Below are 20985 nucleotides of genomic sequence, written 5' to 3' on the forward strand. Positions count from 1 at the left end.
TTTTTACTCTTTATCAGCCAAACGTGAGAGCGGGAAAAAACAATTTCGGCTCCAGACTCCAAGACAGGCCTTGCCATTTACATGCCCAATTGTAGCCAGGGCTGCCAATTCAAATAGCAGAGCGCGGCTTACGCGAGCTAAAATTGGCTTATCTCCCTCGCCATCCCGCACATGTATATAGGGAACAGTACTATCCTCTAGGGGGCGGTCCCAATCACAAATTAAAGGGTGGTCTTCTCCCAGGCAAATAAGCTCATCAACATTCGTTCTAAAACAAAGTGTCTGATGCCTATTGCACTTACCTCGAAAATCAAGCTCAATGGCCATAAAGGGAACGTCTTCAACATGAATCAAACCTGATTCAGTTGTGGATTTGAGCCAGTAACGCCCCATGGAGTCTCGTCTTAAAAGGGAGGCAAAAAGACAAATAAGAGCTTTACGCTTTATAGGAGACCCTCGATAAAGCCACGTACCATCACGACAAATATGAAATGGCAGACGCGGAAGAGGCTGATCTTGCTGAGTAATTTTTTCGTGAAGGGAAGTCTGTTTAGAGCATAAAGACATGCCAGAAGAAGAGACTAAAAGGTTTGAAGGCTCTATTTTATTATTCAATTGTCCCTCCTTTCATCATTTAAAGCCATTTTTTCATATAAATGCTTACAAAGCCCCTTTGATATAGGGCCCTGACTTAGTTTAGATAAGGGGGAGAAATAGATATGCTACGTATTTTTGCTCGAAATGACTATGATGAGCGCATTATAATAAAGTACCAACACTAATTTAGAGGGCGTATGACTGATCATAACAAGACTGAAGACCTAAGCCCGCCATATCAAACCGGCCAAGACACCATTAATGGTGTCGATTCAGTAGCACCTAAATTAAAGCTTTTATCTAAATCAATTAGTGAAATTGTCCTGGGCCAAGAAACTGTGATTGAGCAGGTGCTCATTACATTACTAAGTGGCGGGCATGGTTTATTGGTTGGAGCCCCGGGCTTGGTAAAACACTTCTGGTCAATACATGCGCCAAAGCTTTAGGGCTTGATAGTTCGCGCATTCAATTTACGCCTGATCTCATGCCTTCTGACATTACGGGAGCTGAGATTTTAGAGCAGGATGAAACCGGCAAACGTTACTTTCGTTTCCTGCCAGGCCCTATTTTTGGTCAACTCATTTTAGCTGATGAAATTAATCGTGCCAGTCCACGCACTCAATCGGCCCTTTTACAGGCAATGGCAGAAGGTGTTGTTACACAAGGTGGTAAAACCTGGCCCCTTCCTCGTCCCTTTCATGTGCTGGCAACACAAAACCCTATTGAGCAGGAAGGCACATACCCGTTACCAGAAGCGCAGCTAGACCGCTTTATGCTGCAAATCTTGCTCGATTTTCCCTCACAGCAAGCAGAACGTGAGATGCTTTTGCAAACAACGGGAATCAACCAGTCAGAGCCCAAGACCATTTTGAATGCTCAAGAATTACTAAGCGCTCAAAAACTGGTCAGGCATCTCCCTGTTGGGGAAACTGTCATTAATCTAATTCTTGCTCTGGTCCGGGGCTTACGCCCTCAAGAGGCGCAGGCCTCATCTGAGGTCAAACAATCTCTTGATTACGGCCCAGGACCTCGTGCGTCTCAGGCTCTTATGATGGCTGTCAGAGCAAGAGCCTTGCTTGATGGGCGTCTGGCACCTAATCAAGATGATGTCTTTGCACTCGCACAACCTGTATTAGCGCACCGTTTAGGGCTATCTTTCTCAGCCCAGGCTGAAGGCATAACCGCAGACTCTTTAATTCATAACCATGTCTCTCATCTGACATAAAGCGGGCAAACTCTAACGTGTTACGTCCTTTTTCTTTTCTGAACCGCTATAAAATTTTGTCTTCAAAAGAGTCTTCTTTGCAAAAAGAAGACTATCATCTCCCTGAGTTAATTTTGGCAGCAGGCCAACTTGCCAAACTCTTACAAATAGGGAGACACGGCCATAAACGTAGCGGAACAGGAGAAGATTTTTGGCAGTTTAGAGCTTATCAGCCTCATGAGCCTGCCTCTTTCATTGATTGGAAACAATCTGCACGTTCACCTCACGAAGAGACTCTCTGGGTCAGAGAAAGAGAGAGGCAAACACCACGTCCATTCATATTATGGGTTGATTCTTCTCCTTCTATGAAATGGTCATCGCAAAAAAAACTTCCGACAAAATATGAAGTTGCCATAAAAAGCTCTCTCGCTCTGGGGCAAGCTGCTTTAAGAGCAGGAGAAAACGTCAATGCTCTGGGGCAAAAACATTTTTTAAATGGGAGTCATTTTCTTCCTAAATTGGCACACCATTTAACCCATAATACAAGCGAATTACCACTAATTGAGCTTGCCGCACCCCATGCTACCTTACTCATTGTCAGTGATTTTTTGTGGGAAGAGTCAGCCCTAGAAACTCTTTTGAAATCCTGTAAAAACCGGCCAGGAAAAACAATTTTTTATGTTATTTTAGACCCTGCGGAATATGATTTTTCTTATTCAGGACATCTTAAATTTACAAGCTCTGAGGATCCTGATGCTTTGATTTTATCAGCTAATGAGTCTTTACAACAAGATTATCAGGCGGAATTAACAAGGCAATTAGATATTTTAGCAAAATATAGCCACGTAATGCCTCATGTTTTTTATCAGCTTCACCTGACTAATAAAGCTTTATTACCCAATTTATTAACATTAGAAGCGCTGTTAGGGGGCAAGGCATGAGCTTTCTTTCACCCTGGCTTCTACTAGCCCTGCTGGCTCTTCCCCTTATTTGGTGGTTAGTCAAAGCTGTTCCACCTCAGCCCCGCCTGCATAATTTTTCATCCCTTCTGCTACTACGCCGCCTTACTCAACATAAACAAAATGCAGCTCACACCCCCTTATGGCTTCTTCTACTCAGATTGCTAGCTGTAACATCACTCATTTTAGGATTTTCCAATCCTGTTTGGGGGCCTGGCGAGCAAAAAACAGCCCCAAAAAATCTAATTATCATTATTGATAATGACTGGGCTGCCATGTCCCAATGGCATGAACGACAAATCGCTTTTACTCGTTTGGGATTAAAAACCCTCGAAAAAGGGGGAACAGTGCGTGTATTACTTAGTACGCGCCTGAAAAATAACCAATGGCCCGATATTTTTCAGACCTCTGATCCCAAACAATTTAAAGACTATATTGCAGAGCTTGCCCCTCACCCTGGAAACCTGATCGACATCATTTGACATGGCTCTTATCCCGGCCTTCTTTTTTGTCGATTTTGCGCTCATCTGATGTTGCCATTTTTTCAGATGGCGTAGCAGATTCATCAGAGCAAGAATTAATATCAATTTTAGCTCACAGCCCTCACAGGCAAGACATAAGATGGCCGGATTGTCATATAACGCAGCTTTATGCGACGCTTCTTTCGGGCAATAAAATAGGTGTAATCGCCAAAAAATTTGAGAACTGTCCTACCAAACCTTTGAAGCTTAAAGCCCTCACCCTACAAAAAAATGGTCATTTTACGCCCATCCAAAAATGGGACATTACCCCCAATCTGTACCGCACATTTTCTATAGAAAGTGCATTATTACCTTCTCTTCATGCCCTAACCATAGAAGGTACTATGTCACCTGCTGGCCTGGCTTTATTAAAAGCCCCTAGCAGTACACGCTCTGTTGGCATATTACGCCAAAGCGGTGACGATAAGCCTTTAATTGGCAATGTGTTTTATCTTAAACGCGCTTTGGAGAATTTTACCTTAAGCAAAGATATTACGCCTTCATCTCTTAAACAAAGCCAGCTTTCTGTCATACTAGCCACTGACGGATCACTATCAAGCGATACTGCCTCGGAAAAAGTGCTCAATTGGGTGCAAAATGGTGGTATTTTAATTCGCTTTGCAGGACCAATTTTAGGTAAAAGCACTGCTCAAATTTTAAGTCCTACCCAAAAAGCTTTGATTACAGTGCCTTTAAGACAAGGTGAGCGGACTTTGGGTGGTTCCATGTCTTGGAGTACACCACAAAATTTAGCGCCCTTTCCTCCTAATTCACCCCTTTACGGACTAACAGTTGCAAAAGATGTTTCTGTAAAAAAGCAACTTATTGCAGAACCTTCTGAAACACTTTCAAGCCATGTTTGGGCTACATTAAATGACGGCACCCCCCTCATAACTGCTCGGCAGGAAGGAAAAGGATGGGTCATTTTATTTCATGTGACGCCCACAGCTGATTGGTCCAACCTGCCTCTATCGGGTTTATTTCCACAAATTCTGGAAAAACTTATTGAGGTAACACCACATGTTAATGGCCTTAATGAAACAGGCTCTATCATAGCTGAAACCTCATTATCACCCTGGAAAACACTCTCTTTAAAAGGCACACTCGAAAAACCACCTTTAACGGCTCTACCACTGCCTAGAAATAACTCAGATGGCGTTAGCGCCACTCATCCGGTCGGTTTTTATGGTGTTGCGCCAAATATTGTACCTTTCAATCTCGTACAAAATAAAAACCCTCTTATTAAAGAGCCTTTATTAGGTGTATTCACAAAGCCTGATTTAAGTCCGGCTCATTATGCTTTAGGGCCGTTCCTGCTCGTATTTGCCCTTATCCTGCTTATGCTAGACCTCATTCTCACAATATGTCGGCACGGCAATTTTTCTAAAATAACCTTAAGAATAAGCATTATATGTCTGACGTTACCCATCTTACATAGTCCCTCAGGCTATGCAGCCTCTTTAACCGCCCCACCTGAAGCTTTACAGCCAAGCCTTGCTTTTATTCCTTCAGGACAGGCAGACACTGACGAAATTGTTAAAGAGGGACTAAAGGGACTAACACATTTCATTAATCAACGCAGTACAGCGCATTTAAGTACACCGCGTGCCGTCACACCAGGGCAGGATAATTTGGCTTTTTATCCCGTGATTTATTGGCCTATCACAACAGAAACCAAACTGAGTAATGATCAGGCCAAAGCATTAAATGAATATATGTCTCATGACGGGCTATTACTGATTGACGAAATGGGGGCTGGTAGTTTGATTGGAGAAAAAAGCCTCAAAACAATCCAGACAATCTTACGCAATGCGACAAAAGGTTTGTCGATCCCACCCCTTGAATTACTCACTGACAAACAGACCCTGGCCCGTACTTTTTATATTTTACATGACTTTCCCGGTCGCATTGCAGGGCAAGATGCTTATATTGCCCATACGCAGCTTGATGAAGGAGAGGACGTAAGTCCAATTATCATTGGTAATGCTGATTGGGTTCATGCCTGGGCAATAGATGACAATAACCACACACTTTTTGCCGTCATCCCCGAGGGAGAAGACCAACGCACGCTCGCTTATCGTTTTGGCATGAATGTCGTGATGTACGCCCTCACCGGCAATTATAAATATGACCAGCGCACTTATCCAGAAATGCTCAAAAGATTAAAGACTAACGGCCCTTCATCTATTGAAGAAGAGGGAGATGAATAATGAGCCTAGACTGGTCTCCTCTCCTTCCAAGCTGGCTTTTAATAGTCATTAGTTTTGGTACTTTTTTCTTTTGCCTTTGGGCACTTATAACGCACACTCGCGGACAACTCATTAAGAGCTTCGCTTTTGTTATTCTGCTTATGTTTCTGGCAGGACCAGGCATCCGCCAGGCTCGCTATCAGCCCCAGCCACAAGATGCTCTAATTGTGGTAGATCATACTGCTTCCATGAATATTCGTGACCGCAGAGATATAGCCGACAAAGCCGCTGATAATCTCGCGCAACAGGCAAGCCAGATTGCAGGAGTTTCGACATATCGATTAGATGTTAATGATGACAACCAGCAAGGGACACATCTTTTTGAAGCGATTAAAGAAGAAGCACAAAATCATCCTAACTTATCGGCCATCTTCCTTCTTACCGATGGAATGAATCACGATACGCCACAAAAATTAGATAATATATTACCTGGCTTTAAGGGACGGTTTCTTCCTGTTCATCTGCTTCTTACCGCAAAAGGCGAAGAAAAAGACCGTGCCCTCCAGCTTCTGTCAACTCCGCCTTATGCGATTATGGGAACCGAAGCCCATATACACATTCGAGTAAATGATTTGGGAGGAAAAACGGGGCAAAGTGTCAAAATTTATAAACGCCAAAACAGCGCCAAGCCTAAATTCATTGCTGACACATTAACTGGGCAGACAATCGATATTCCTGTTAAAATAACGCAAAATGGCTCAAATTTAATTGAATTATCTGCTTCAAAACTGCCAGACGAAGCCTCAACGCGTAATAATCGCCTCGTTGTTTCTATTCAGGGCATACAAGATCATTTGAAAGTCATGCTTGTTTCGGGAGCGCCTAATCAAAGTGCACGCGTATGGCGTGACTTGCTCAAGGCTGATCCTTCTGTTGATCTCGTGCATTTTACAATTTTACGATCACCCGAAACATCAGATGACACCCCTATATCTGATCTAGCTCTTATCCCTTTTCCTACACATGAGCTTTTTGTCGAAAAAACCAATCAATTTGACCTTATTATTCTCGATAGCTTCGATAACCCGAATATTTTACCTGAATCTTACATTGATAATATTACGCGTTATGTCCGTCAGGGAGGAGGATTATTAGTTGTATCAGGCAGTGAACTTGCTGAACCAGGAAGCTTACAAGATACATCCTTAGGCGAAGTGCTTCCTGCACGTGTAACCTATAAAGGCGCAGAAACTGGTGTTTTTAAGCCTGTTATCTCTCCCTTTGGTCAAAATCACCCAGTTACAAATCATTTATCTCAAAAGGGTCCCTGGGGAGATGAATGGGGACCATGGTATCGGCTTTTAAAAACCACACAAATAAAAGGCAAAGTTCTTCTTGCAACAAAAGAAGGCACACCTCTTTTAGCTATAAGACACGACGATAAAGGCCGCGTTGCTCAAATTTTATCTGACCAAATTTGGTTATGGTCTCGCGGGGGTAGCGGTGGTGGACCACAAAAAGAGCTTTTACGCCGCCTATCTCATTGGCTTATGAAAGAACCTGACCTCGAAGGCGAGCGACTAAAGGCCAGACTTGACGATCATAAAATTATTGTTGATCGCTACAGCCTTACACCACATGACTTTTTAATGGCAGATATTTCCTCCCCTCTAGGAGAACATTTCCAGGTTAAGATGCAACCCGTTTCTGATGACTCTAACCATTTGAAGGGTAGTCTAACACTCACCTCTGATGAGGAAGATAATCAGGGTATTTGGACCATACGCCAAAATGGTCTTGCGACATTTATTGCTGATACAGCCTTGCAAACCATCGAAATGCAAGATTTAAGAAGTACAGCACACAAGCTGGAACCATTGGTTGAAAAATCCGGTGGTGGAATTTTTTGGATTGGAGATCATAAGGTACCCACCTTAAGACAGGTGGCAGAAGGCCATAAAGCATTTGGCACTGACTGGACTGGCTTACCCCTTCACCGGGAAAAAATAATGGGCGCTGACCACCTGCGTTCGATTTTACCATCTTGGCTCGCTTTAATTCTTATTTTACCCCTTTTAGCTCTTAGCTGGTGGCGAGAAGGTCATTAAGCGATAGAAAGACCTAACTCAGTTGATAATCACCATCTTCATGACTCGCCAGTACGAAAAGAAGAGGCTACACTATAACAATGCGCATATTTGACTCCACAAAGCCTTATTTGCTCCACTGTGTCCTCACAGCCACTCTTTTATTGGGGCCGGTTTACCTGTTCCATCCAAGCATGGCTCATGCTCAGGCTGTTGATGAGGCAGAAGCAGAGCAAGATGCTATGGCAGCACAGCAACGTGCTGAAGAGCAGAAAAAGGCTAAACGGTCTGCTCCTCCTTCCGCGATTCCTGGAGCTGATGACAATGGAGAAGATACAAGCCATTCCCGGCTTGATCTAAATCCAACAGCCGCTTTATTTGACGCCGTCAATCGTGGATCTCTCGTAGCCGCTAAAGAAGCGCTAAGTCGAGGGGCAGACGTCAATGCAAAGAATGTATTAGACCAGACGCCTCTTGATCTCTCTATTGATCTTGGGCGCAATGATATTATGTTTTTATTGCTATCAATGAAAACTTATAATCCTGATGGCCGCTTAGTGACATCTGTTGAGCATGAAACAGAAACACCTAAAAAAGGTAACGCGCACATAACCGTAAATGGCCAGGCGGGACTAGCCAGAATGGCGCCCAAAATACACCCCTTAAGTGATGGTGGCCATCCACAGCCTGGTATCGGCTTTTTAGGATTTAACAGAGGGGGAAAGCTCAGCCCTAAAGTTACTTCAGGGCCTAAACACAAAAATTCAGCTCGGCATGCGCAAACGCAAATGGGAAAACACTAACCTCCCACTTCGAACGAAACTTCCCTCAGGCTGATTGTCTGAGGGAATGAGTTTCCTGTCGTAATTGATCAAGCTGGATTAACTGTCCATCGCGTTCAAAATACCAAAAAGTCCACCCATTACATGATGCTGCATTGGTTAATTGCGCGCCTAATTTATGAATAGAGCCTCTATGCTGCCCCGAAACCAATGTCCCATCAGGCGAAACAGAAGCGCGTAAGCGTCTTTGCCGATCATAAACATAAGTACCAGCAGGTAATGCGCCATTTTCGACAAAGAAGCCAAAAGGAATACGCGGCATTTCCCTCTTAGCAGGGGTGATTGCTAATTTATCTGCGGAAAGCACTTCTACATTTTCAACACGACGCCGGGCCGCATTGAGGTAATCATCATGACGTTCAACACCGAGATAATGTCGCCCCAATTTTTTTGCTACTGCAGGGGTTGTGCCTGTTCCACAGAAAGGGTCAAGTACAACGTCACCAGCCTTTGTAGAGGCCAGCAACACACGATGTAAAAGACTTTCAGGCTTTTGTGTCGGATGTAATTTTGACCCTAATTCATTACGCAGCCGCTCATGGCCAGTGCATAATGGAAGGTACCAGTCTGAACGCATTTGCAGGTCATCATTTAACGCCTTCATTGCCTGATAATTAAAGCAATAGCGGCTTTGAGGGCTACGCGCAGCCCAAATTAATGTTTCATGAGCGTTAGTAAAGCGCCTTCCTCTAAAATTTGGCATAGGATTTGCTTTACGCCAAATAATATCATTTAAGATCCAAAACCCAAGATCCTGTAGGATTGTGCCTAATCTGAAGATATTATGATATGATCCGATAACCCAGATTGTGCCGTCTTTATCAAGCAGCCGACGTGCCTCTGTAAGCCAGTCACGGGTAAATTTATCATATGCTTCATAATTGGAAAATTTATCCCAGTCATCATCAACGCCGTCAACTTTGGTTTCATCAGGCCGGCGCAACTCACCTTTAAGCTGTAAATTATAAGGTGGGTCTGAAAAAATACAGTTTACGCTGCCCGATGGGATTCCTTTCATTACCTCTACACATTCACCATGCATAATTTGGTCAAGAAATAAATTATTTGTCATAATGAAAAGGCCTCGGTAGGAATCAAACGACGTATCGGTGCAAAATCGCGACGATGATGAGGGGTAATGCCACTTATTTTTAAACCAGAAAGATGCGCTGCGGTGCCGTAACCAGAATTACGCTCCCAGCTATACATGGGGTAACGGTGTGATAGACGCTCCATAGCGCGATCACGCAAAACTTTCGCAATAATCGAAGCCGCAGCAATTGAGAGACTTAACCCGTCGCCTTTAATAATCATTTTTATAGGGCATGGAATATTTTTAGGGGCATGCTTACCATCAATAAGGGCCATGACAGGCCATTGTCCTGCCTTCTGCGCTAAGCGCTTTAAAGCACGCCTCATCGCTAAATGTGCCGCATTACTGATATTAAGAGCCTCTATTTCTTGAACAGAAGCAGCTGCTGGAGCAATAAAAACATTTTTTGAGGCATAAAGAGCTTTAAAAACCTTTTCACGCTTAATAGCAGAAAGTTTTTTTGAATCATCAATAAGCATGGCAAGTTCCCCTTCGGGAGGGGTGATAAAAGCTACAGCTGCTGCCACAACAGGCCCAGCCAGAGGCCCGCGTCCAACTTCGTCCACGCCAGCTACAAGCCCCTTATAGGCAATCTCTAGGCTGTAATCTGGCATCCTTACTCCAAACTGGTTAAGCGAACTAACTTTCTCCTTTTAGCTTTTGAATCACTTCGACTCGGTTGCCAACCCCCTGAATGAAAAAAAATTACGTGAGTCAAGCAATAAAAAAAGCCTCTTAGAAATAAGAGGCTTTTTCATAAAACGATTTTAAGGACTTTAAAGCTGGATTTCTGCCGAATCTGACGTGAAGTTGTCGCCGTCTTTTAAGGGCGAATCATTTTGTCCTTTTTGGGAAGGACTTTTTCCTGGCTGCTTTTTTTCTGCAAAATTAGGTGTTTTATTATTGGTGTTAGTCTGAACCTGTTCTTTGCGGGGGTGATAGGCTGGAAAATCTTTTAACATTTTAGAGCTATAAGCCCCTAATCCCATACCAATAAAGAGTAAAACCAGCGGCATAACCGCTAAAATCAATCCTCTTTTAAGGATCGAATAGCGCACCCAAAAATACCCGATCAAAAGCAGCCACCACCATAATGAAGGCGGTTTATAGCCATGTTCAGCCAGAGTTTTGCGATCGTACCACATTGCAATAAAAGTGATCCCAGCAAAACAAATCGTTTCCAGAATTGAACCTGATCTCTGCATCGGGTCAACACCGCGCACGATATCGATAATAAATATGAATATCTCAAGAAAGCTCGGCAACATCATCAACCATGCCCAATGTGAAGGCACTGTTGCGGGGTCTTTCTTTTCTCCCAGTGGAGGTTTTACCCGAGATGCCGAAGAAACCATCACGCTAAAAGAAGGCGTAATTAAACCGGCCTTTGACGCAGGGCGCCACTGATCACCAAAATCGGGAGTCCATACAAGTGTGTGTGGCTTGATACGGTGCTGTACAATTAAACGAATGATCTCCGCTCGGGATACAGGTCCCATTTGTTGACCATTATGTTCGTAAAACCACTCCATAAAACCAAACCGCACCCTTAAATTTACACATTATGTATCGTTAATTGATCATAAATAAGGCTTCCTGATGCATTTAAACACCCAGGAAGCCTTATTTTAATCAAAAATTCTTAGATTATTATCACTTCTTAAAGAAAACTCTTCCAATAACCAACCCTATAACAGTTGCTATAAGGAGAGCCATGACAGGATGATCTTGAATAAAGCTTGTTGCAGCCTCTAATTTGGATTCATTTGCATCATAAAGATCAGCAAATTCCTGTTGAGCTTTGCCAGAAAGCTGATCTTTTTTGCCACCAAGTTGCATGCCCATATCACCCGTTAGGCCACCTGCGGCATCTTTAGTGCGGCCTACAGCTTCATCAAGAAGGCCTTCGGCTTTTTTACCAATTGACTCTGCCATGTGATTATCCCTTTTTCATAAATGGACGATAAGAAGCAAAGTTCCGAGCTATACTCCTTATCGGAGCATTCATAGGATATGACATTTATAGCTCAAACCACAAGAGAATTGAGAGATAAACTTACTGTAATCCTCAGTTAACACTTTATTGATAGAAGCTCACTAACTTTTTTTAAAGAAAAATAAGAGGATTTACGAACTAAGGATTATGTAAATCTCTCATTCATGAGGGCTATAAGTTTAGGTGCAAATCATATTATTAAATATTATAGTCCCTACTTCGAAACCAGCAATAAAATCTTAATAAGAGGTGAAAGCTGCATTTATGAATAAGCAACCTCCTGCTTCCTCAAAAAAACGGAAAAAATGGGTTATTGGTAGCATTTTTGCTCTCCTTTTGCTTCTTATAGGATGGCAGCTTATTATTCACGCTCACTTTGGCACCAAAAAAAACGCACATTCAAAAAATCAGGCTCAGGCTGTTGCAGTGACGACTGCCCAAAAAGGGCATATGCCGGTTATTCTGCAACTTTTAGGAACAGTCGTTCCCGTTGCTAATGTTACAATCACGCCACGCGTTAATGGTCATATTCTCAAAGTTTATTACCAAGAAGGCCAACATGTTCATGCTGGTGACGAATTAGAGCTTATCGATCCGCGCCCTTATGAAGCAACTTTAGCTCAATATGAAGGAACCTTAGCTGCTGATCGCGCGCAATTAGCACGCGCCCGCATTGATAATGCCCGCTATCAAAGACTGATCAAGCAAAATTCAACGTCAGCCATGACTGCAAAAGACCAAGAATTTACGGTCAAACAGTTAGAAGGTCAGGTCAAATTTGATGAAGCTAATGTGCGTAATGCCAAACTCAATGTAAATTACTGCCATATCCTTGCCCCCGTAGATGGGCGGGTTGGTATTCGTGCCTTGGACGTTGGAAATTACGTCACAACCGGGCAGTCGGGCGGTTTGACAACATTAACGCAAATGCAGCCTATATCAGTGATATTTACTCTGCCACAAAATGATCTTCCCGAAGTACAGAAACAACTCTCCAAGCAGCAATTTTTAAAACTTGAGGCCTGGAATAGTGATAACACCCAAAAACTTGCCGAAGGCACGGTTAAAGCTCTGGACAGCCAAATAGACACAGCAACGGGAACAGTGCGGTTACGCGGCATTTTTGCCAATGAAGATGAAAGACTTTTTCCTAATGAATTTGTCAATGCGCATCTTCTTGTCAAAACACTCAATGACGTTTTGCTTGTGCCCGGCGGCGCAGTTCAGACAGGGCCGGACGGTTCTTTTCTTTACGTCATTAAAGACGATATGACCGTTGAAATAAGAGCCATCAAAACAGGACAAAGCGATGATAACAACACCGTTATTCTCTCAGGTTTAAAACCAGGAGAAAAAGTTGTCACAGACGGCATTAATCACCTCAAAGAAGGCAGTAAAGTGTTCATTACATCATCAGAAGGTCGTCCCTCACCGTAAAATCACCGAGGCCTTTATCTTTACCTTTCTGACGACTGAAAGTGCATTTTCGTGAATCCTTCTCGCCTGTTTATTGACCGCCCTGTAGCAACCAGCCTCCTTATGGTGGCCATTTTGCTGGCGGGCCTGCTAGGCTATCACTTCCTTCCCATTTCAGCATTGCCAGAGGTTGAATACCCCACCATAACGGTTTCGACCTTTTATCCTGGCGCCAGCCCTGATGTCATGGCGACCTCCGTCACAGCCCCCTTAGAAACGCAGCTCGGTCAAATGGCGGGCCTAGAGCAAATGACGTCTCAATCTTCGGGAGGCGCTTCAGTTGTTACATTGCGTTTTGGGCTAGATATGGCAATGGATATTGCTGAACAGGAAGTGCAGGCAGCGATCAATAATGCTCAATCACTTTTACCTAGTGATCTGCCTGCTCCTCCAATTTATGCCAAAGTTAATCCGGCTGATACACCCGTTTTGACACTTGGCATTACATCTAAAACAATGCCACTTGTGCAAGTAGAAGACTACGTAAATACACGCTTAGAACAAAAAATAAGCCAAATTTCAGGCGTAGGATTGGTTAGTCTTTCGGGAGGTAATCGCAAAGCCTACCGAATACAAATTAATATCCCCAAGCTAACTTCTTATGGCATTGCGATTGATACAGTTAGAACCATTATTGGCACAGTCAATGTAAATTCCCCTACGGGCACATTTGACGGTCCCAAACATTCCACATCTTTGCGCATTGACGGCCAAATCCAGTCTGTAGAGCAATTATTGGACCAGGTTATTGCCTATCAAAATAATGGTCCCATTCGCTTACGTGATGTAGCAACCGTCATAGAAGGAGCCGAAAATAATCAGCTTGCAGCATGGTCCAATAATGTTCCTGCTCTCATTTTAAATGTACAGCGCCAGCCCGGCGCCAATGTTATCGCTGTCGCTGATAATGTGCGGGCCATGTTGCCCCGCCTTAGACAAGACCTGCCCACCGGAATTGACATTACCCCTCTCACTGACCGCACAACAACTATCCGTGCTTCAGTTCACGATGTAGGGTTTGAACTTATATTAGCGATGTTTCTTGTTGTCGCCGTTATTTTCGTTTTTTTATGGAATGTTCCTGCAACGCTCATACCCGGCCTGTCAGTTCCGCTTTCTTTGATCGGAACGCTTGCTGTTATGCATTTACTTGGGTTTTCGCTTGATAATTTATCTCTCATGGCTTTGACCATCGCTTCAGGCTTTGTTGTTGATGACGCCATTGTTGTGATTGAAAATATATCACGCTACGTCGAAGCAGGTGACGACCGCCGCACAGCAGCTCTCAAAGGAGCAAAGGAAATAGGATTCACCATCATTTCCTTAACCGTGTCTCTCATAGCAGTACTCATTCCACTGCTATTTATGAGTGACGTTGTGGGACGTCTTTTTCATGAATTTGCCACCACACTGGCAATTACGATCATTATTTCAGCCATCGTCTCAATTACGCTTGTGCCCATGATGTGCGCCCGTATGTTGAGCGAAAAACCCGCTCAAAAACGTCTTTCAGAAGCAGAACATCAAGACAGAAAACGCTCTTTTTCTGAGCGGATAACACAGTTTACGCACTGGATGATTGCTCATTATGACAGAGCCTTAAATATAGTTCTACGGCACCAAAAACTCACACTCACTATTACCCTAGGAACAATTTTACTAACCGGATTTCTGGCTTGGTCTATTCCAAAAGGCTTTTTCCCTGAACAGGATACAGGCGTTCTGCAAGGTGTATCTGTCATGGCCCAGAGCATATCTTTTGAAGGTATGAAAGAAAAGCAGGCTGCCTTGGGTAAAAGACTTCTTCAAGACCCCGACATAGAAAGCCTGTCATCTTTCATCGGGGTTGATGGCCAGAATATGACTCTTAATGTCGGGCGTTTTCTAATTAATCTTAAACCCAAAGATAAACGCACTAGCTCTCTTACTACGATTTTGCAAAGATTGAGCGATGCAAGCCATGATGTTGTAGGAACCCAATTATTTGTCCAGCCTGTTCAAGATTTATCACTTGATTCAACAGTCTCGGCTATGCGCTATCAGTTTGTATTGGAAACACCTGATTATCAGGACTTCGAAATTTGGGTCCCGCGCTTTTTAGACGCTCTTAAAAAAGAACCAGCCATTGCTTCAATGACATCTGACCTTCAGTCAGATGGTCTCACCGCCATGATCACGCTCAACCGAACCAATGGAGCGCGTTATTCTATTACCCCACAAACAGTCGATAACGCCCTTTATGATAGTTTTGGTCAAAGACAAGTTTCTACCATTTACACACAGGCTAACCAGTACCGTGTCATTTTAGAAGCTGAACCTCGCTTGCATAAAGACATAAGCAGTCTATCACAACTTTACTTACCTGGTATTTCATCTGAAGCCGGTGGCAGTACTTCAGGGCCCGAACGTAAGCCCACCTCAGGGCTTGTCCCTTTATCGCAAGTCACACAACTTTCACGCATGAAGTCACCGCTACTCATTACTCACTTTGGGCAGTTCCCCGCTACAACAATTTCATTTAATGTCACGTCGGGCTATGCACTGGGTGAAGCAACGCAGGCTATTGAACATACAAAAGATAAAATTAATCTTCCTGCCAGTTTCCAAACCGCTTTCCAGGGCACAGCAGCAGCTTTCCAGACATCTTTGGGGCACGAACTAGCGCTTATTATAGCCGCTATTGTAGCTGTATATATTGTTCTGGGAATGCTTTATGAGAGCTTCATCCATCCTATTACCATTCTATCAACTCTACCTTCTGCCGCTATAGGGCTTTATTAGGGCTTTATGCCTTTGGCATGGCGCTTGATATTATGGGAATTATAGGCATTGTCCTGCTCATTGGTATCGTGAAGAAAAATGCCATCATGATGATTGATTTCGCCTTAAATGCTGAAAGGCAAGAAAATCTATCACCTCTTGAGGCCATTCATCAGGCAGCCCTCCTCCGCTTTCGTCCAATTTTAATGACAACTTTGGCAGCTTTATTTGGTGCCTTGCCACTCATGATGAGCACGGGCACAGGAGCAGAATTGCGTCGTCCTTTGGGTGTAGCGATCGTTTTTGGGCTGCTTTTGTCACAGCTTCTTACTCTTTTTACCACGCCCGTAATGTATCTTTTTATGGATAAAATCTCACGACGTGTCAGAGATTTTTTTCAGCCCTCTTCCGATGAAGAAAAGATAACGGAAAGACCGTGAAACTCGTTAGGTTTTTTGTCAGACGACCTGTTGGCACCACCCTTATGGCACTGGCCATGTTTTTAGGTGGTATACTCGGGTTTATTGGCCTCCCGGTTGCGGATTTACCTAATGTTGAATACCCCGTCATTATGGTCACCGCAACCCAGCCAGGAGGATCACCTTCAGAAATTGCAAGCACAGTTGCTGAACCTCTGGAACGCCATTTAGGGGCTATTGCGGGTGTGCGAGAAATCACGTCTCAATCAACCGTAAATCAAACACGTATCCTGCTACAATTTGAGCTCACACGCGATATTAATGGAGCCGCTCGAGACGTTCAGGCAGCCTTAAGGGCAGCAAGACAGGATCTACCGACGTCTCTGCGCCAGGACCCTAAATACATGAAGGCCAATGCTAATGGGCCGCCCATCATGGTGCTAAGTGTCGTCTCCTCTACGCGCACCCCTCAGCAGCTTTTCGATTTTGCCACTAATATTATTGTGCCTGGTTTAAGCCAGGTTGAAGGTGTGGGTAATGTTGCCATTAGAGGGAGTGCTCTACCAGCAGTACGCGTCGAGCTTAATCCCTTAAGGCTCTTTCGTTATGGCATTGGTTTTGAAGATATACGCGCCGCCCTGGCCTCCGCTAATGCCCATACACCTAAAGGTTTTATAGAGGTTCATGGTCAGAGACTTACTCTGGCTACAAATGATCAGGCCAATGGAGCAAAAGCTTACCGTGATCTCATTATAGCCTATCGCAATAACCAGCCTGTTCAACTCTCAGACGTTGCTGATATTATCGATAGCAAAGAAGATCTAAGGCAGGGTGGTTATATTAACGGCCAGCCTGCCATTATTTGCACGGTCTATGCACAGAGCGGCGCTAACATTATTAAAACCATTGATCACCTCAAAGCCCGTTTCCCCTCCATTGAGGCGTCTTTACCAGGAGATAGTACTCTCACATTACACCTTGATCGCTCAACAGCTATTCGTGCTGCCCTTACGGATACAGAGAGAACCCTTATTCTTTCTGTATTATTAGTGGTGCTTGTCGTCATGTTGTTTCTTCATGATTTAAGAGCAACTTTTATTCCAGCTTTAATCGTTCCTTTAGCCACCGTAACGACATTTGGAGTTATGAAGCTTTTTGGCTACCAGCTGGATACACTTTCACTCATGGCATTGACTATCGCGACAGGATTTATTGTCGATGATGCGATTGTTGTACTAGAAAATATAATACGTTATCTTGAAAAAGGTCATACACCTTACAAGGCTGCTATATTAGGCGCTTCAGAGGTCACTTTTACCGTTATATCAATTACCTTATCGCTTATTGTTGTTTTCCTGCCAATTTTATTGATGCAGGGCATAGCAGGTATGTTTTTTCATGAATTTGCTATGACGATGATTATCGCACTGACAGTTTCACTCATTTTATCATTAAGCCTCACCCCTATGATGAGTGCTGTTTTTCTTAAAAAAAATTCTATTTCTGTAAGGCACAACTTTAAAGCAGCCTTTAACGTTATTTATTATTGCCAAAATATATTTCAGTCCTGTTTTAACTACCTGATAAAAGCTTATGAACGTTCATTAAATAAAGCCTTAAATCATCCCCGTTTAATTATTTTATCTCTCCCTCTTACTCTGGCCTTAGCTGCCTTGATGTTTATTATTTTACCCAAAGAGCTTTTTCCTCAGCAGGACCACGACATGATCATGGGGCGTTTAGTCGCTGATCAGTCCGTTTCTTTTCATGCTTTACAATTATTAACTCAAAAAATAGAACGCAAACTCGCTGATGATCCTGACGTTATAAGTGTGATTGGTGGCTTGGGTAAGCGCTCAGCTAACTCAGTTAATTTTTTCGTTACCCTCAGGCCACGGAATGAACGCAAAGACGATATTTCCACGACAATCCATAGGTTAAATCAAAGCTTTTCCCACCATGCTGGTGGTGCGCTACGCTTGCGTCTCCCCAGCCTTATTGGAGGAGGAGCACGATCCTCTGACGGTGCTTATCAATATAGTTTGCAAGGCTCTTCGGCTGAGGAACTTTATAGTTGGACCCCAAAACTCGTAAAAGCGCTCTCTCATTTGCCCTTATTAACTGATGTCACTTCAGACACTGAGCAAAACGGCAGGGGCATAACTCTATTTTTAAATCGTGATGTTGAGGCGCGTTATAAAGTTACCCCTCAGCTTGCTAGCCAGACACTTTATGATGCTTTTGGGCAACGCTCGGCTTCCGTCATATATGGTGACTTAAACCAATATCATGTCGTCATGGAAGCAGCACCACGCTTTTGGTCTGACCCCTCTTTTCTTAAGCAAATGTGGGTTAGTACAGCAGGTGGTACAGCGCATGGAGGAACAGCTTCTAATAATGTGCGTGTCAGAACAAATAAACTAGACACATCTTTAAGCCAAAGTGAAATTTCTTACCGAAATTCTATTGCAAATGCTTTAGCAGGTGGAAAATCTGCCTCAAATGGCGCCGCTGTTACAACCTCACGTGAGATAATGATACCTCTTTCCCTTATTGGTCAGTTAAACAACGTTAATGAACCTTTAGCTGTTAACCATCAAGGGCAGTTCGTCTCCACCACAATCTCATTTAACCTTGCACCCGGTGCCTCATTGGGTCCCGCTATTACCTCAGTGCAGGAAGCTCTTATAAAGCTCCATATTCCGCCTTCAATTCATGGCGGATTTGCTGGCAGTGCAGCAAATTTTAAGAAGACGGTTAATCAGGAACCTCTATTAATATGCGCGGCCCTTATCGCAGTTTATATCGTCCTTGGCATTCTTTATGAAAGCCTCATCCATCCCCTAACAATTCTTTCAACTCTACCTTCAGCAGGGGTTGGCGCGCTTATTGCCACAGCCTTATCAGGCAAAGCATTTTCACTTTTAACGCTTATTGGTATTATTCTTCTAATCGGCATTGTAAAGAAAAACGCCATCATGCTCATTGATTTTGCTCTTCAGGAGCAGAAAAAAGGCCTTAGCGCTTACAAAGCCATTCATAAAGCTAGTTTACTGCGTTTTCGCCCTATTATTATGACCTCTTTTGCCGCCGCTCTAGGAGCTTTACCCTTGCTCATTGGGCATGGCTCTGGTTCTGAATTACGACGTCCTCTTGGTATCTCTATTTTAGGAGGGCTATGTTTAAGCCAGCTTTTCACACTCTACACAACACCTGTTGTGTATCTTTATTTAGATCGCTTTGGCCGCTTTGTTAAAAAATCGCGTAAGGATTTCTCGTATCGCTTTTCACTGATTAAGTAATCATTCCACAACCAGGATCATCACGTGGCCCGTTTCTCACCTCACCGTAATTTTGTTAGTTTTGCCCCTATTTTCCTATTACTAAGCAGTTGCATGGTGGGGCCGGATTATCATCGCCCTAAAGCCATTATTAGTACTCACTTTAAAGAGGCTCCCCCTCCACAGGGCTGGGTAAAATCTCAGCCAGATAAAGCCGCTCTAGCAAAAGGAAAATGGTGGACAATCTTTAATGATCCTACCCTTGATGAATTGGAAGAGCGCGTTAATAAATCTAACCAAAATATAAAACAATATGAGGCGCAATACCGCAAAGCGCGGGCAATGATTGATTCAGTTCGTGCTAATCTCTATCCAACACTTAATGGGCAATTTTCATTTAACCGCAATTCACGTGGTGGTTCTGCTATTGATAGTTCTGGCATTAGCCATACTCAAACTTTTACAACTAACAGTTGGACCACCGGACCAAGCGCTAGCTGGACGATTGACGTTTGGGGAACAATTAGACGTCAAATTCAGCAACAGGTGACAGCTGCTCAATCAAGTGCCGCACTTTTGGCAAATATGCATCTTTCTTATCAACTAGAATTAGCGACTGACTATTTCAATCTTCGTTATCAAGATAGTTTGATTGATTTATTTGACCGCAACGTCGGACTATATAAACATAATCTTGAAATATTAGAAAATCAGCTTGAAGCTGGCGTTGCCGACCCTACTAGTGTGCTTCAGGCACGTTATCAATTACAATCAACCCAGGCAAGTCTTGCTAATGCTCATGTTGCTCGTGCTCAATATGAACATGCTATTGCAGTACTAACAGGTAGAGCACCTGCTGATTTAACTCTAACCCAGGCTCCGCTGCCCTCTATTTTGCCTCCCCCTCCCGAGGCCATACCCTCTACTTTGTTAGAAAGACGACCAGACATTGCTCAGGCTGAAAGAGAGATGGAAAGCTATAATGCTGAAATTGGCTATCGCATTGGCAGCTTTTTTCCACAAATTACGCTTAATGCAAGTTACGGCTATAGTGGCGACCCTCTAAGAAAACTTATTCAGACAGCAACCCGTACTTGGTCACTCGGTGCTGGTGCTACAGAAACAATATTTGCTGGTGGTGCACGCTCCGCTGCCGTGAGAGAAGCCGAAGCAGATTACGACAATGCTGTTGCATCTTATAGACAAACTGTTTTAACAGCCTTACAAGATACCGAGGATCAGCTATCGAATTTACGTTATCTGAACGAGCAAATGATCTATCAGGACCAGGCGGTAAAAAGCGCAGAAGAGGCCATTCGTATTTCTATGAATGAGTACCTTGCTGGGACACAAATTTATACAACCGTCATCGCAGCTCAACAGACTGCCTTACAATATGAGCAAACGCGCTTACAAATTCAGCAACAACGTCTTTTATCAGAAATCCGTTTAATCACAGATCTTGGTGGAGGCTGGGATTCCGACAAACTTCCAAGTAAAGCCTCTTTACAAACGGATAACCCAATTTTACCAAGCTTTATTCAAAAAGATAAAAACTAAA

15 protein-coding genes and 1 pseudogene are annotated in these 20985 nt (G+C 43.5%); 11 read left to right on the forward strand and 5 right to left on the reverse strand.

The window, feature by feature from the left end; translation table 11 throughout:
* Positions 1 to 3 precede the first annotated feature (3 nt).
* A complete protein-coding gene (locus tag GT348_RS06090; protein ID WP_236646439.1) occupies positions 4 to 615 on the reverse strand; it encodes a DUF1285 domain-containing protein in 612 nt (203 codons plus the stop codon).
* A 179-nt stretch (positions 616 to 794) separates the two neighbouring features.
* On the opposite strand from GT348_RS06090, the pseudogene GT348_RS06095 reads away from it, so the two are divergent.
* From GT348_RS06095 to GT348_RS09390, 6 genes and pseudogenes are all read left to right on the forward strand, one after another.
* A pseudogene (locus GT348_RS06095) lies at positions 795 to 1822 on the forward strand (AAA family ATPase).
* Positions 1823 to 1839: 17 nt separating this feature from the next.
* Entirely contained in the window at positions 1840 to 2742 is a 903-nt protein-coding gene (locus GT348_RS06100) for a DUF58 domain-containing protein (protein WP_160618946.1), read from the forward strand.
* A complete protein-coding gene (locus GT348_RS06105; protein ID WP_160618947.1) occupies positions 2739 to 3242 on the forward strand; it encodes a BatA domain-containing protein in 504 nt (167 codons plus the stop codon). The genes GT348_RS06100 and GT348_RS06105 overlap by 4 nt, the downstream gene beginning before the upstream one ends.
* A gap of 26 nt (positions 3243 to 3268) precedes the next feature.
* A complete protein-coding gene (locus GT348_RS06110; protein WP_160618948.1) occupies positions 3269 to 5491 on the forward strand; it encodes a DUF4159 domain-containing protein in 2223 nt (740 codons plus the stop codon).
* Positions 5491 to 7578, forward strand: coding sequence for a DUF7408 domain-containing protein (locus GT348_RS06115; RefSeq protein WP_160618949.1), 2088 nt, complete (start codon positions 5491 to 5493; stop codon positions 7576 to 7578). The genes GT348_RS06110 and GT348_RS06115 overlap by 1 nt, the downstream gene beginning before the upstream one ends.
* A gap of 80 nt (positions 7579 to 7658) precedes the next feature.
* The gene (locus tag GT348_RS09390) at positions 7659 to 8360 is read left to right on the forward strand and encodes an ankyrin repeat domain-containing protein (protein WP_236646440.1); all 702 of its coding nucleotides are present in this window, start codon (positions 7659 to 7661) and stop codon (positions 8358 to 8360) included.
* A 25-nt stretch (positions 8361 to 8385) separates the two neighbouring features.
* Here GT348_RS09390 and GT348_RS06125 read toward each other — a convergent pair whose 3' ends face one another.
* The 4 genes from GT348_RS06125 to GT348_RS06140 all read right to left on the reverse strand — a co-directional run bounded on the left by GT348_RS06125 (position 8386) and on the right by GT348_RS06140 (position 11427).
* On the reverse strand, positions 8386 to 9471 hold the full coding sequence (locus GT348_RS06125; RefSeq protein ID WP_160618950.1) for a site-specific DNA-methyltransferase: 1086 nt from the start codon (positions 9469 to 9471) through the stop codon (positions 8386 to 8388).
* Complete coding sequence (locus GT348_RS06130; RefSeq protein WP_160618951.1) at positions 9468 to 10106, reverse strand: ribonuclease HII; 639 nt, start codon at positions 10104 to 10106, stop codon at positions 9468 to 9470. Before GT348_RS06130 ends, GT348_RS06125 begins: the two co-directional genes overlap by 4 nt.
* 162 nt (positions 10107 to 10268) lie before the next feature.
* Positions 10269 to 11024, reverse strand: coding sequence for a DUF4339 domain-containing protein (locus GT348_RS06135; RefSeq protein ID WP_160618952.1), 756 nt, complete (start codon positions 11022 to 11024; stop codon positions 10269 to 10271).
* A gap of 121 nt (positions 11025 to 11145) precedes the next feature.
* Entirely contained in the window at positions 11146 to 11427 is a 282-nt protein-coding gene (locus tag GT348_RS06140) for a CsbD family protein (RefSeq protein ID WP_160618953.1), read from the reverse strand.
* A 325-nt stretch (positions 11428 to 11752) separates the two neighbouring features.
* On the opposite strand from GT348_RS06140, the gene GT348_RS06145 reads away from it, so the two are divergent.
* The 5 genes from GT348_RS06145 to GT348_RS06160 are packed head-to-tail and all read left to right on the forward strand — an operon-like array spanning position 11753 to position 20984.
* On the forward strand, positions 11753 to 12925 hold the full coding sequence (locus tag GT348_RS06145; RefSeq protein ID WP_160618954.1) for an efflux RND transporter periplasmic adaptor subunit: 1173 nt from the start codon (positions 11753 to 11755) through the stop codon (positions 12923 to 12925).
* A gap of 51 nt (positions 12926 to 12976) precedes the next feature.
* Positions 12977 to 15745: an efflux RND transporter permease subunit gene (locus GT348_RS06150; protein WP_408865143.1), complete on the forward strand. Its 2769-nt coding sequence runs from the start codon at positions 12977 to 12979 to the stop codon at positions 15743 to 15745.
* Between the two features lie 17 nt (positions 15746 to 15762).
* Complete coding sequence (locus GT348_RS09770; protein WP_408865144.1) at positions 15763 to 16164, forward strand: efflux RND transporter permease subunit; 402 nt, start codon at positions 15763 to 15765, stop codon at positions 16162 to 16164.
* On the forward strand, positions 16161 to 19445 hold the full coding sequence (locus tag GT348_RS06155) for an efflux RND transporter permease subunit (protein WP_160618955.1): 3285 nt from the start codon (positions 16161 to 16163) through the stop codon (positions 19443 to 19445). The genes GT348_RS09770 and GT348_RS06155 overlap by 4 nt, the downstream gene beginning before the upstream one ends.
* Before the next feature lie 24 nt (positions 19446 to 19469).
* On the forward strand, positions 19470 to 20984 hold the full coding sequence (locus GT348_RS06160) for an efflux transporter outer membrane subunit (RefSeq protein ID WP_236646441.1): 1515 nt from the start codon (positions 19470 to 19472) through the stop codon (positions 20982 to 20984).
* Position 20985: the final 1 nt, after the last annotated feature.

The organism is Aristophania vespae (assembly GCF_009906835.1).
Taxonomy (GTDB): domain Bacteria; phylum Pseudomonadota; class Alphaproteobacteria; order Acetobacterales; family Acetobacteraceae; genus Aristophania; species Aristophania vespae.